Here is a 13,905-nt window from a genome sequence, read left to right as displayed (position 1 = left end):
AAGCGACTATAACTTCAAGGGATATCTTCTAACTTGATACGTACGGGTAAGTGGTACATCCCTAAATAAGTAATGCCTAATAGCTTCCTCGGCCCACCCTGAATGTTTCAGGTATGGGCTTCGGTTATGTTACTTAATCGATACGACTTTACTTCGTTTTAGTTTAACAAGCTCATCCTTAAGGCTCGTATTTTCAAACTCTAAGTCATCTATCTTCGCTAGAGCTTGCACTAATTTATCATTGAGGTGATGCTGTGCAGCTGCAAAGTTGGCTTGTTGTTCTCTTACCGCTTCATACTTCTCTTTATAGTTTTGCTTAATACGCTTCTGCTCATTGAGTTTAAGACGTACTGACTGAATTTCAGGTTGAACGTATTCGCCTTTTGCTTCAGCAATATCTACCTTGACCTGTTTAACCTTTTCCACAAAATCAGGGTAGTAATAACCGCTACCATTTCCTAGATTTGCTTCTTCTTCAACAGCTCGAACACTTAGCTTTCGTGTAGCCAGAATGCGCTTAGGTTTACCCTGCGAAATACGATCTAGTGCAGACTCTAATGCTAGCAGTGTGTTTTCGCTCTTATTCATAATTCAGTCACCTTTAATTCAGCCTCAAAAGGGGTAAAAGGCATATCAAAGTCAGACATGACGTTTTCTGCAGCTCGAATTTGGGTAATGAAATGGCTTCTATCTGTCACCGAAATGTCATCACCTAACGCTATATAAGCCACCAAACTTTTGTGTTTTTTCTGCCACCATATAGCTTGTTTGTCATCAATAATGCTGCTACCTGATGAACAGTCAACGCAGAATTGGGGAGTGATAATGCCATCCATATCGCAGTCATATCCAGCCTTACAATAACTGTGTGCAGTGCTATGTAAGGTTAATCTTCCATCTTTTATCGCTTGATAGATAACATCCCAAGAGCTGTAAATTTGTGGCACATCATCACGCATTTTCATAATCGTTTTGCCGTGAGAACCAGATAATTGAATATCTGAGTGCCATTGATTAAATATCTTATTGGCAACTGTTTCAGCATTAACAATATTCAAGGCTTTTTGAATTTTATCATCGACCCTTAAACCTCGAATACTCGCCAATTTACCTCCATTGGTATACCACTCAGTCATGGATAGATATAAATGTTTAAATTGTTGCTTTAGGGCAATGGCTGTACCGAGTCTGTTCTTAATACAATAGAACGCTAGAGATCGTCTAAACTGGTGTGTTGCCATAGGCCAGGGCTCTCCTACCTTAACTGTCTCTTTTATCTTGTTGGATGATGCAGAGTTCGAGTTTAAGCACTCCTGATAGTCCTCTTGCGTGACAACAAAATCAAACTGCTTGCAGAAGAGTTGAAGGCGTTTGTTCCAATAGTTGATGAGACGAGGAATTTTAGATCGGTAAGGTTGATTTACCCAGACTGTATTGTTGTACTTTGTGTCAGGGTATCTAACCTCTTTACGCCAATATTTTGTGATAGCTGTTATTAACTCGATAGCCTGTTGTGCTGCCGGTGCTACTACCCAGGTTTCTCGCTTTTCACCTAGCTTGAATGTGTGTGATTGCAACATGTGATAGTCACGGCCCTCAAAGGTATCCTTGTAGTAGCTATTCGGTGTTAACTTATCAAGTTCGGAGTCACGCATCCCACTAAACCCACCACAAATGATGTAGCATGATGTGATTAGTTGCCCAAGGTAACGATGAAAGTCATTGCCATTATTAAGCTCAGTATTTTCTATTTTTCTAGCCAGTGGTGCGATGATATCACTTAGCGTTTGTGGTTGGTTATCTGCAATTGCGATAACATATTTGCGGTGATCTACTATATTTTTACTTTCGCCCAAAAACGTAAACGTTGAGCCGTTCTTAAGTTTCTCATCTAGGGTTCGTTTACCCTCAAGGTAGTTGTCTTGCAATGCTTTTTCTGTTTCTGCAATTGACTCTTTATGGGGAAGTGCTGCATTAACTAATTTAATCGCTTGACCGTAAATTGCATCAGAAAGGCGTTCAGGAATAACCAGTGTTTGTTGGAGTTTTTTGTCACTTAATTTTGAGGATAACTCTTGTTTTATTGGATTGAATCCCAGTTTTAAATGGTGCCAGCCTGATAGCTTTAGTATGTTATTTATCGCTACAAACATTCCCTCTAGAGTACGTTGAGCATACGATTTATTGATTAAGTACTCTTCAAATGCCTCCCAAGTCTTAGGGTTTGATAGTTGTGATAAAGATGTATAATTGTTTTCTAGTAAAAAACGATAGGCTATTTTATTTTTTGACAATTCACTCTCTATTGCAGAGAAAGAAGAGGCCTTGCGCCCTTGTGGGTTTTTATTAAATAACCGACCGTAGGTGACTAATTTTAGTTCATTCATTAATCTAGGAGAATGTTTGAATTCACTAAAGTTAAAACTAGTCTTAATCTTTCGTCGAGCAAATGGCATTAATTTCCAAGTATCTTCCTCAAACGTTGCGGTAATATCGCCATTACTGTCTCTGCAAACGATAACCGCATCAAGCTCCTCAAATCGGTTTTGATGGTAAAGCGACACAATATCAAGGTCTTTTATTTTTAGCTCTTCAGGAAAGTCGACAAGATAAAGTTGTGAAGTATCCATTATGAATGCTCCTTATTGGATTGTGATGGAGCTAACTCAAGAATTGAGTCCGAATCTGACCACAGAGGATGTTGACCCTCATTACTTATGCGTAATTCAGCTTGTTTAATAACTGTTTTTTTTATTTTGGGGAGGATCTGATTTTCAATATAGCGAATGATATCCTCAAAATTTTTACGATAATGGTGAGCATCTAGATGCAGATACATTGCTTCTTCAATACAGAGTTTAAATGAGAGTAAAGACCAAATGTCGTTCACAGATTGAACAATAACTTGTTCTGGACAGCCAAAACACGCCAGTAAATCTGCACAAGCAAGCCTCTCACCTTCTTTAGCTAGTCCGTGACGTAAAGCCTTTCTGGTATACTTCTCGGCTTTTGTATTAAAGGGGTTGGCGCAACTTCCGCCATTTGGAGTATTACTGAGATTAGGTATATGGGCTTTATACTCTTGCTCAATGACTAACACGTCAATAGCTATATTTTGTTGTGCTTCTTTTGTACTGACCTTTGCTTGTGCTTGTTCTTGCCTTATGGAAAGCGTATCTTGCATCATGCCAATGTTGGTGTATTTATTGCCAGTTGAATAGCTTTTTTTACGTGTATTAGGGGTATTATTCAGCATAATATCATTAGCTAACTTTCCCTGATGATAAGCTGTAAGTTGAGAGCCTGTTTCACGAAAGCGACTGATGACGGGCCTTAGCCGTCTTCCTGTTTGGTCAGTAAATATAAAATGTTTCTCTATCCATAGTCTTATAAAGTCTTGGAGTGTTGCTGCTTTCATAGGTCTTAGTTGTTTATAGGCGATAGTGTTAAACAGCAATGCGTCATCATCTTTATTTAAAATTCTTGAAGCTTTTAGCAACTTGTCAAAAAAGGTTATTGAATGCTTAGGTATTTCCAAGACACCATGATCACCCAATTCAACCTGAATCATTTTAAATGCTCTACGCTTATCAGTTGGCATGGTGTACCAGGTTTCACCTACTGAGAATGAGGTGTTTTTAGGTTGTTTTAATTTGAACAAATCACTTGTATTAGTATATGTGTAATAAGCTAATAAAAAGGTTGCCGAGCACATCATTTTCGATATGCCAGCACATAGCTTGTATGTATCTCCTTTCCACCGAAACACCATCGTTTCAGTTAACTTGTGTGCTTCAATGTGTTTGCTGGGGTTTTCAATAAATTGTTCATATGTTTGATTAAAAAGTTTCATTAAAAAAGGAAGTAATTGATTTAAATCGCTTCGTGAGTATGACTCAAAGGACTCTGTATCACTTGAATCCAGGACTGTAATGTTATCAAACCAATTTGCCGGTAAATCAAGGTGTAGTGTGAATGTGATAAATAATCGTGAGCGATTCTTTCTATAAGTACTTTTCTTTAGTGAACCTAAAAGCACTTTTTTATACAACGCAGCCATGTACTCTTCAATGGATAATTGAGTAAATGCTCTGATGTTTTCTTTGTCACACCATCTCAGGTATGTATAGGTGGTATTAAAGGTGAAATACAGTGAACTATGGCTTCCCCCTTCATCAATGGATTCTTGAAAGTCGTCTTTCATTTTAAGAATAACGCTTTCTCGATTGGCATCGATAAATTCACTTTCTTCTTGCATTGTTTTGGTACTAGGAAAGTTCTTTACTAAGAGGCGATTAAAATCTGCTTTACGATTATGACCGTCATTAAGTTGAATACACAACTCTGGCTTCCATCCACTCAAGTAGGTTAAATTAGTCATTTAAACCACCTAGCGCTTCGTGCATGATGCTATCTAAGAGGCCAAACTTAACTTTGAAGGCTTCCTTGCGTTTTAAAAATTTTAGATACTTCCAAGTTGTACTCTCATGATTATGTCCCATCCACCCCATTAAGAGTTCCATGCTATCGGCTACAGGCAGTTTAGCCTCTAGCAAATCACTTAGGCGGTATGTTCCGTATGTGGAGCGTAAGTCATGAAATCTATGCGAAAATGCGGCTCCAGCTCGTATAATTTTAGCCCTGAACTCGCCCCACCTAGCTTCTATGGATTTGGACGATGCAGGATTACCTTGTTGGCTAACAAAGAGTGGTTCGTGACGTTTACTTCGCTCTAATACTTCAATTTGAGCTTGCTTAAGTTTGTGGCTTTCAGTATTAAGCTGTTTAATTTTTCTATTTAACTTATTTACTTGGCTAAGCCTACGCTCTGAAATTTTGTAATTGTTCAATGAGTGTAATAATTCAGCAGAGATCTCAACATTCCGAGTTTTGCCGAACTTTGTTTGAACCCCTGTTATTTGTGGGCACAACAATATTTCAAAACGGTGCTCACTTTCTGCAATGGCAGTTGCGGTGTCCAATGCTTCAAGAGTTAATGTTGCTATTTCTTCAATTCGCATGCCGGTATCAATTGAAATCAATACCTGTAGACGTAATTCCTCCGATACTTTTGGAAGAAATTGAATCAGGAGTGAAAGAGAGTCACGACTAAGAGCGGATAGTGGGCGAATATTTTTACTATTGGCGTCTCTTGGCACTTTGATGCGTAAGTCGCTTGTTTGTACTGTGAAGGTGGGGTGGATATGCGCTAACATTCCTTGGCTTTTAACTTGTACGAATTCTATTTTAAAGGGGGCTTCTTGCTCTCGATGAATAGTTAGATATCTTTCGTGCATCGTCCACAGGTAAAAATTCTTAACGTGATTCATGTATGCGTTAGCTGTGCTATATGCCAGATGATCTTGTTTGACTAATTTCAGCAGGTACGATCGAAACAAATAGGTCGGTTTTAATCTTTTTATCGGAGGAAAGTTATTCCAATCTAGCTGTTCATCTTCTAGGAACTGATAGTATTTGAGGAGAGCACGACTGCATGAGTTGAGGTCTTTAGCTTGTTTTATGGCTTTTAGATAAAAAAAGTAGCTGTTTGGTTCGTAGAGGAATAGGCCATCTTTACTAAATAAAGTTGGAAGTGAACCAATATTACGTTCAGATGGAAGGCAATTATATGTACCATTATTATGGATTTGTAAATTTGTTTTTTTATAAACAGAACTAGAATGTATTAACTTAACCATGTGAGGCTCTTATCTAAAAAATGAAATACACTGCTCTTTAAAAAGAACAGAATGTTACCTCGTTTTAGAAAGCGGTCGCATAGCTTTATATGCGACAGCCTATAAGATTTTCCTGAATAGTCAAGTGGTAGGGGTTGCTTTTCTACACTAACCCTTCATAGTAACAAACTCTTCAGCACCAGTTGGATGAATCGCTACCACGGCGTCAAAGTCAGCTTTAGTTGCGCCCATTTTCATGGCTACGCCGAAACCTTGTAAGATTTCATCCATACCAAAACCGATACCGTGAATCCCCACAACCACTTCGGTGTCGCCAGCGCAAATCAGCTTCATTTTACAAGCTTGACGATGGGCGGTAACCGCTGTGTACATAGAGGTAAAGCCTGAGCTGTATACCTTAACGTTGGCTTCACCATATTGCTCAATAGCTTCTGGTTCAGTTAAGCCCATAGTGCCAATTGGCGGGTGGCTGAATACCACGGTAGGAATAACCGAGTAATCCATTTTGGCATCTGTCATGCCGTTAAATAGACGCTCTGATAATAAGCGCCCAGCTTTAACTGCAACTGGCGTCAGTTCAACACCGCCTTCCATGATGTCACCAACACAATAAATACCTTTTGCGGTGGTATTCTGCTGTGCATCGGTAACCACGTAACCTTTAGGATTTAGGGTGACATCAGTATTTTCTAGACCAATGTTGCCAGTTGATGGGCTGCGACCAATGGCCCAAATTAAGCAATCAATCGTGAGTGACTCACCGTTTTCAAGCTCTAACGTTAAGCTGCCATCAGTATTTTTAGTCACTGATTTTGGAATACTATGAGTGTGAAGTTTAGGGCCATCAGTTGCCATTGCTTCAACTAAGGTTTCAATTAAAATAGGGTCGAAATTACGTAGCGGGGCGTGTTTGCGCACTAATAAATGGGTTTCGCTGCCAAGGGCGTGTAATACACCGGCAACTTCTACCGCAATGTAACCAGCACCAACAACAGCAACGCGTTTAGGTTGTTCACGTAAAGCAAAGAAACCGTCAGAGTCAATACCGTATTCAGCACCAGGAATGTTAGGAATAGTCGGCGCGCCGCCAGTGGCAATAGTAATATGGTCAGCGGTGTATTGCTCGCCGTTCACTTCAATAGTGTTACTGTTAATGAAGCGACCGTAACCATTTACTAAGGTGACTTTATTGTTAGCAAAGCCGCGCCCATAGGCATCGTGAATACGGCTAATATAGGCTTCGCGATTATCAACTAAGGTATTCCAGTCAAACTTATTTACCGTAACATCAAAACCATAATCTTTTGCATATAGGTTCATTGCTTCGGCGACATGTGCGCCATACCACATGACTTTTTTAGGTACACAACCCACATTTACACAGGTACCGCCAACATGCTTGGCTTCAATAATTAATACTTTAGCACCGCGCTGTGCGGCACGGTTTGCTGAAGCGATACCGCCACTACCTGCGCCTAGGCAGATATAGTCAAAATGTTGAGCCATGTTAACCCTCTCTAATTGTATTTTTACAGCTTGTTATTTGGAGGTTTTTACCTCGAACAAGTGGTTTCTTAGGATACGAATATTTCGTTTGCAGCCATTGTAGGGGGGAATTAAGCCACAAGCTAGTCTCCTTGACCGCTTAAGTCGGGAATTGGTTTTACGGAGGCTAAAAAGTTTTTATGGTTTGTTTAGCGCCGATACTGACATTGGGAGTATTGCTCTTGGCTTGGGCCTGAGGTTGAGCATTGCAAGCAATCCCACTCAGTTTGTCGATGAGATAGCTCAGTTTCAACATGTTCTGAGTAGTGCCTTTTTAATTGCACCCTCAGTTGTTTAATCCGATTACCTAGCCAGCGACAACTGGGGTCGTTAGCGGTCTTTTTTGCTAGTCTGAGCGGTTTATTTTTGCTGGTGGCTTTTTTATTGTTTGCGGTGCTTGTATCACGCTTTACTGCTTGCTGAGTAGACGACGGTTCTAGCAGCATCTCATCAGCAGAATAGTCCAGCGCTGATTGTGTGGCGGGTAGCTCGATTGCTTGACCTTGATGATCAAGTACCACATTCATCGGCAATGACTTCATTGATAGTGATGCTTGGTTGGGTTGCTTGTTCTCGCTGGCCGGTTTACTGACTAATTGCTCAAATTCGTTGGCCTGAGGTGAGTCAATGGTCATAAATAATGGCGCTATTTGGCTAATTATAAACACAAAAATAAGCGGGAAAATCCCTTTCAATATGGTCATAAGCATTCCTTTGCTTCAAGTGAGTCATGGTTCACCCGCTTAGCTTAGAATATGCGGTAGACTTTCGCCATAAATCTATGGCGTTTTTTACGCTATTTTTATAAAGCTTTAGAAACTAAAGGTTTAGAAACTAAAGCTTAAATTAAACCCTGCATAAGTTTGATCTAAACTGCCCGTGACGCCTTCATTGCGGGCTTGCTGCTTAATATCTTCCATTGCAATCGAGTGACTAACATGGGCGCTAATAGCAATTTCTGAGCTGATTTCATAACCCGCTTCAACTCCGAACTGAAAATGATTGGCACCATCGTTGTCTTGGCTGGCATAGCGAAAATCAAATCCTTGAGTCACATAGGGCGTAACAGAGAAACGTTCACTGATTTGCCAGGGGCTATGTAAACTCAGTTCAACAAAATAACCACTGGCCTCGGTGGCAAAGGTATAAGCCAGTGAAGGAATTAACCAAGGCACGCCGATATAGGCAATTTCAGCAAATAATTCATTATCGTTTGCGCGCTCATCACCATAAAACTCAAGCCGTTGGTAGCCGATTAAGGTTTCTAAGTCATCATGGAGCTGCAAACTATATTCAACACCAAAGTTCCATTCAGTGTAATGAACACTGTCACCACGGCCAACAACTGCATAAGTGGTTAGATTGCCCGTTTCTATGGCTGCGCCAGCCCAATAGATGCCGCCATCTTCAAGGTTATTACGCCCTTCTGAGATGTATTTTGAGTCCCAACCTAAATCAACTGCGACAGCAACATCACTGGCATTCGCTGCTGACATAAAAGGGGAAATACTCAATAGGGATGCAGCTAACAATGACAATGTTGGTTTCATATTTAGTATCAGACTCAAAAGGAATTAATTTTTAATGAGAATACATTAACTTTCTCAAATAAAAATGATAACGAGTACGATTTGTGATCAACTTGTCGGATATTTGTTTATAAAAAGTGGCTGACTGAGGTTGAGATCTTATTCACAGTTATTGTGTTGGCTTTCAGTTAGTGAGTGATAATTGCGCTGCTGGCATTTAGTTAATGCACTTAGGGGTTAACAATGGTTGGTCACTATGATGCTTTTATCCTGCTTATGATGATTGCTTACCCTTGAAATTCGCCACTTTAACCCCTATTAACAATGAAGGTGATATTGAATCGACTTCCCGAGGAATCAAAGATGAGCAACCCATTGCTAAGTGACACTGAACTGCCGCAGTTTTCGAAAATCAAAGCGGAGCATATCCAGCCAGCAGTTGAGCAGGCTATTGCAACTTGTCGAAGTAAAATTGAACAATTGCTAAGCAATAACTCTGTTTACACTTGGGAAAACTTAATTGCCCCCCTTGAAGAAGTGGACGATCAATTAAGCAAAATTTGGTCGCCAGTATCACACATGAACTCAGTGGTTAGCACTGATGAATGGCGCGAAGCGCACGATGCATGCTTACCGTTATTATCTGAATATGGCACTTTTGTGGGTCAGCACCAAGGGTTATACCAAGCTTATAAATCATTGCAACAATCTGACGGTTTTGCAAAGCTTACTACCCCGCAGCAAACCTTACTGACCCATAGTTTACGTGACTTTGAGTTATCGGGTATTGGCTTAAATGATGAGCAAAAACTGCGCTATGGCGAAATAGTAAAACGCCTATCAGAGCTTACCAGTAATTTTTCAAATCAACTGCTTGATGCAACCCAAGCATGGACTAAGCTGATTACCGATGACACTGAATTAGCGGGTTTACCTGATTCAGCTATTGCGGCAGCTAAAGCAATGGCAGAGGCCAAAGAGCTACAAGGCTGGTTATTTACGCTAGATTTCCCTTCATATTTACCGGTAATGACCTACAGCGAAAATCGTCAATTACGTGAAGAATGCTATCGCGCATTTGTGACTCGCGCATCGGATCAAGGCCCCAATGCAGGCGAATTTGATAACAGTGCCAATATGGACGAAATCTTGGCGTTGCGTCATGAGTTAGCCCAGCTATTGGGTTTTGACAGCTATGCTGATAAATCTTTAGCAACTAAAATGGCCAATGATCCTAGTCAAGTATTGTCATTTTTAAATGAATTAGCCCTACGCTCAAAAGATCAAGCCAAAGCTGAACTTGCTGAGTTAAAAGCTTTCGCTAAAGAGCATTATGATGTGACTGAAATGGCATCGTGGGATTTAAGTTTCTACGCAGAAAAATTACAGCACCACAAGTACGAAGTTTCTCAAGAACTACTACGTCCATATTTTCCTGAAAACACAGTGCTATCAGGCTTGTTCTACACAGTGTCACGCCTGTTTGGCTTAACCATTGAAGAGCAACATGAGTTTGATAAGTGGCATGATGATGTGCGTTTCTTCCACATTTATGATGCTGATAAAGTCCATCGTGGTAGTTTCTACCTAGATTTATACGCTCGCAGCGGCAAACGCGGCGGCGCTTGGATGGATGACTGTCGTGGTCGCCGCGTTACATCCACAGGTTTGCAAAAGCCTGTGGCCTATTTAACCTGTAACTTTAATGGCCCAGTGGACGGTAAACCTGCTTTATTCACCCATGATGAAGTGACCACCTTATTCCATGAATTTGGTCATGGTATTCACCATATGCTGACTCAAATTGAAGTGGGCGGCGTATCGGGTATCGATGGTGTGCCTTGGGATGCGGTAGAGCTGCCAAGTCAGTTTATGGAAAACTGGTGCTGGCAAGAAGAGGCATTAGCGAAAATTTCAGGTCATTTTGAAACCGGCGAGCCATTACCAAAAGCTTTATTGGATAAAATGCTGGCGGCAAAGAACTTTCAATCTGGGATGATGATGTTACGCCAACTTGAGTTCTCATTGTTTGATTTTAGAATGCACCATGAGTTTGATGTAGCTAAAGGCGCAGATATTCAAGGCATTTTAGATGAAGTTCGTAGCCAAGTAGCGGTGAATGTGCCACCGGCATTTAATCGTTTTCAACATGGTTTTGCGCACATTTTTGCTGGTGGCTATGCTGCGGGTTACTACAGCTATAAATGGGCTGAAGTATTATCGGCAGATGCGTTTTCTCGTTTTGAAGACGAAGGTATTTTTAACCCTGAAACCGGTAAAAGCTTCTTAAATAACATCTTAGAAATGGGTGGCAGTGAAGAGCCAATGACCTTATTTGTACGCTTTATGGGTCGTGAACCTAATACCGATGCACTATTGCGTCACTCAGGTATTAACGCCTAGTGAGTTAAGCTTTCGAGAGTTATGACTATTTCAAGGGTGCCTTAGGGCACCTTTTTATTATTTAAAGATCACACAGTTTCATTTTAAGTCACTAAATATGCTTAATTTATTGTTGTGAATGCACTAGAATGTTGCTGATAAAAATTAGAATGGAATCGTATTTTGACCGCACAAGTTGAACAAATATTTTTTAGTTTAATGCCAGGTAATTTGGTTGATCTACAAATAAACTCCCCGGTTAAATTTAGAACTAAAGCCACGTTAGTGGGCTACGAGATTGGTAAGTATATTATTCTCAAACATCCAGCTCCGCTTCAGATGAATAATCATCAAGATGTTTTTGCTCATGGTAATGGTGTGGTCGTGCGTTATTTGTTGGAAGGCCAGCAAGGTGAGTGTTTTGCATTTAAAACCACCATTAGAAACATCACTAAATTTCCTGAAAAATTCATATTTCTCACCTATCCCAAAGAAATTGAGAATCGTCAATTACGCACCCATCAACGCTTTGTGACCCATTTACCGTCTTCAATACAGGCAAGAGAAGACAGTGAAGGTAAGCTCGGCTCTGAACTCAAAGGGATTATTGCTGATATTTCTGCCAAGGGATGTGGCTTCTTGTTTAAGACCGACAATGAAAACCTAAAAGTTAACGAGAAAGACATTTTCGTTAATATTCGCAACGCCAATGACACGAATATCACCATACCAGCCAAAGTATGTAATAGCCGTTTTGAAAATGGCAAAGTCAATGTAGGTATTAAGTTTGAAGATAATGATCCGAAAATTAAACAGCTTTTAAACCAGTTATTTATCGACTTGTAAGCATGATTTAGAGTTCATCTAATTGGCCGACATATTACTGTCGGTTTTTTTATGACTGCAGCTTATAAATCAATTTTTATCATTATCTAATCAACAGAGGTAATTATCGTTTAACGGTAATTAGTTGCTGTTAATTATTAATTCTGTTAACGTTTAATTAACTTTAGCCGACCCTAAATTAATCATGGATAGAATAGTTTTACTTAGTAAATGGATTAAATTACTTATTATATTTTTAGCCTTGCTACAAATCAGTAGTTATGGCGCCACTATGGTATTTGGTGAGTTTCGAGAAGGCGAATACGTAATGACGATCGACTGGTGGGGCTGGTTTAACAGTTACCTGGCTGTCGACTTTGGTGCGCCGTGGAAAATCCTAGCCGAGACACTTTATGCTGAAGGTTTTCATGCTGGAGTGATATTAGGTAGCGTCGAAATTTTACCCTACTTACTTATTTATACTTTTCTATATCAGTTATTTGACCTTTATCAGCAAGGCTTAGTGTTCACAAAAAACAACTTCCGTTGCTTACGTCATATCGCGCTGGTATTTGTTTGGTGGATTGTATTGAGCCTGTTTTACCCGATGATTGTGGCTTCTGTACTGCACTTTAGCGGTCTCAGTAGTGCAGTGCCGATTTACTTTAGCCTTGGTAGTTATGAACTTAAGTTTGCCTTGTTCGGGCTAGTTTTTTATTGCATCGCATGGGTGATGAAGCATGCGACTGAATTACAACAAGAGGCAGATCTGACAATTTAATGGCCATAATTATTGAACTCGATGTGATGTTGGCAAAACGGAAAATGAAGTCAACTGAACTGGCTGAACTCGTTGGGATTACGCCACAAAATCTATCGGTGCTGAGAAGTGGCCGCGCTAAAGCTATCCGGTTTTCGACGTTAGATGCGATTTGCCAGCATTTAGCGTGTTCACCGGGTGATATTTTACTGTATCAGGATGAAACCTAGACCGTTTTTTATAAAGGAAGATGAGATGAAAAGTTTGATTAAAAATATATTCTCTGGGGCCGTAGTTGGCTGCATGATATTGATGACAACCGCTTGTACCATAAGGATCAGTGAAGATACGTTTATTGTTAGTGATGAGCAACCAGCCGCCTATAAAACTGATTTTGTTGATCAATTACAACAAGTCATGCCTAACAATATCATTACGCCAGTGAGTATTGATGCCAGCGAACAAGTCAGGTTGAAAGGCTTTTACATCGATAACCCTACAAGTGATACGACCTTGATGTTTTTTCAAGGTAACGGCATGAAAATTGAGCCTGACAGTTTATCAATATTAACCAGACTATCAGAACTCAATACCGACATTTTCATTGTTGATCGTCGTGGATTAGGGGCCAGTGAAGGTCAGCCTCGAATTGAAAATTTAATCGCCGATGCACAGTTGCAACTTGACTATTTACACCAGCATTACCCAACAAATAAAGTCATTGTGCATGGCTATTCTCTAGGCAGTTTCATTGCTGCGCAATTAGTAAAAACCAATAGTGTCGACGCATTAGTATTACAAGGCTCTGCCACCAATGTTGATGATTGGATTGATGAGAAAACACCTTGGTATCTATTATTTACCCGTATCGAAATGCCTGAAGATTTCCGTAAAGCAGATAATGAGCAAGTGGTAGCGCAATACTACCAAGGCCCATTACTGGTCATTGGCGCAGAGAATGATGATCAAGTACCAGCAGAGTTGTCTGAAAAATTATTTGATGCGAGTCAGTCAGAGGTTAAAGCGTTAATCATGGTGCCAAATACTGGTCACCAAGGAATGCTAGTTAACGCTCACGCGATGAGCCGCTATAAAGCGTTTGTGAATAACTTATAAAGCTGAAAATTAAAAAGAGACGTATATTCGTCTCTTTTTACCATTTTAT

12 protein-coding genes are annotated in these 13,905 nt (G+C 40.1%); 5 read left to right on the top strand and 7 right to left on the bottom strand.

Annotated elements, in window-relative coordinates; all coding sequences use genetic code 11:
* Positions 1 to 129: 129 nt before the first annotated feature.
* The 7 genes from Q4591_RS07075 to Q4591_RS07045 form a co-directional block, all read right to left on the bottom strand.
* The gene (locus Q4591_RS07075) at positions 130 to 588 is read right to left on the bottom strand and encodes a hypothetical protein (protein WP_303460158.1); all 459 of its coding nucleotides are present in this window, start codon (positions 586 to 588) and stop codon (positions 130 to 132) included.
* Entirely contained in the window at positions 585 to 2,630 is a 2,046-nt protein-coding gene (locus Q4591_RS07070) for a hypothetical protein (protein ID WP_303460155.1), read from the bottom strand. Before Q4591_RS07070 ends, Q4591_RS07075 begins: the two co-directional genes overlap by 4 nt.
* Positions 2,630 to 4,381, bottom strand: a complete 1,752-nt coding sequence (locus Q4591_RS07065; RefSeq protein WP_303460153.1) for a hypothetical protein — start codon at positions 4,379 to 4,381, stop codon at positions 2,630 to 2,632. Before Q4591_RS07065 ends, Q4591_RS07070 begins: the two co-directional genes overlap by 1 nt.
* Entirely contained in the window at positions 4,374 to 5,699 is a 1,326-nt protein-coding gene (locus Q4591_RS07060; RefSeq protein WP_303460151.1) for a tyrosine-type recombinase/integrase, read from the bottom strand. Before Q4591_RS07060 ends, Q4591_RS07065 begins: the two co-directional genes overlap by 8 nt.
* A gap of 147 nt (positions 5,700 to 5,846) precedes the next feature.
* Positions 5,847 to 7,205 (bottom strand): glutathione-disulfide reductase, encoded by a 1,359-nt coding sequence (gorA, locus tag Q4591_RS07055; RefSeq protein WP_303460148.1) that lies wholly within the window; start codon positions 7,203 to 7,205, stop codon positions 5,847 to 5,849.
* Positions 7,206 to 7,393: 188 nt separating this feature from the next.
* On the bottom strand, positions 7,394 to 7,948 hold the full coding sequence (locus Q4591_RS07050) for a hypothetical protein (protein ID WP_303445858.1): 555 nt from the start codon (positions 7,946 to 7,948) through the stop codon (positions 7,394 to 7,396).
* Positions 7,949 to 8,071: 123 nt separating this feature from the next.
* The gene (locus Q4591_RS07045; protein ID WP_303460145.1) at positions 8,072 to 8,794 is read right to left on the bottom strand and encodes a hypothetical protein; all 723 of its coding nucleotides are present in this window, start codon (positions 8,792 to 8,794) and stop codon (positions 8,072 to 8,074) included.
* Positions 8,795 to 9,136: 342 nt separating this feature from the next.
* Between Q4591_RS07045 and prlC the strand changes: the two genes are divergently transcribed.
* From prlC to Q4591_RS07020, 5 genes are all read left to right on the top strand, one after another.
* On the top strand, positions 9,137 to 11,176 hold the full coding sequence (prlC, locus tag Q4591_RS07040) for an oligopeptidase A (protein WP_303460143.1): 2,040 nt from the start codon (positions 9,137 to 9,139) through the stop codon (positions 11,174 to 11,176).
* Positions 11,177 to 11,338: 162 nt separating this feature from the next.
* Positions 11,339 to 12,001 (top strand): flagellar brake protein, encoded by a 663-nt coding sequence (locus Q4591_RS07035; RefSeq protein WP_241904035.1) that lies wholly within the window; start codon positions 11,339 to 11,341, stop codon positions 11,999 to 12,001.
* A gap of 184 nt (positions 12,002 to 12,185) precedes the next feature.
* On the top strand, positions 12,186 to 12,761 hold the full coding sequence (locus tag Q4591_RS07030; protein WP_102475968.1) for a DUF2975 domain-containing protein: 576 nt from the start codon (positions 12,186 to 12,188) through the stop codon (positions 12,759 to 12,761).
* A complete protein-coding gene (locus tag Q4591_RS07025) occupies positions 12,761 to 12,970 on the top strand; it encodes a helix-turn-helix transcriptional regulator (protein WP_102439378.1) in 210 nt (69 codons plus the stop codon). The genes Q4591_RS07030 and Q4591_RS07025 overlap by 1 nt, the downstream gene beginning before the upstream one ends.
* Before the next feature lie 25 nt (positions 12,971 to 12,995).
* Positions 12,996 to 13,856, top strand: coding sequence for an alpha/beta hydrolase (locus tag Q4591_RS07020; RefSeq protein ID WP_303460139.1), 861 nt, complete (start codon positions 12,996 to 12,998; stop codon positions 13,854 to 13,856).
* The last annotated feature ends 49 nt before the right edge of the window (positions 13,857 to 13,905 follow it).

Source organism: Shewanella sp. 3_MG-2023 (genome assembly GCF_030548765.1).
Classification (GTDB): domain Bacteria; phylum Pseudomonadota; class Gammaproteobacteria; order Enterobacterales; family Shewanellaceae; genus Shewanella.
This window is presented reverse-complemented; position numbering and strand designations above follow the sequence as displayed.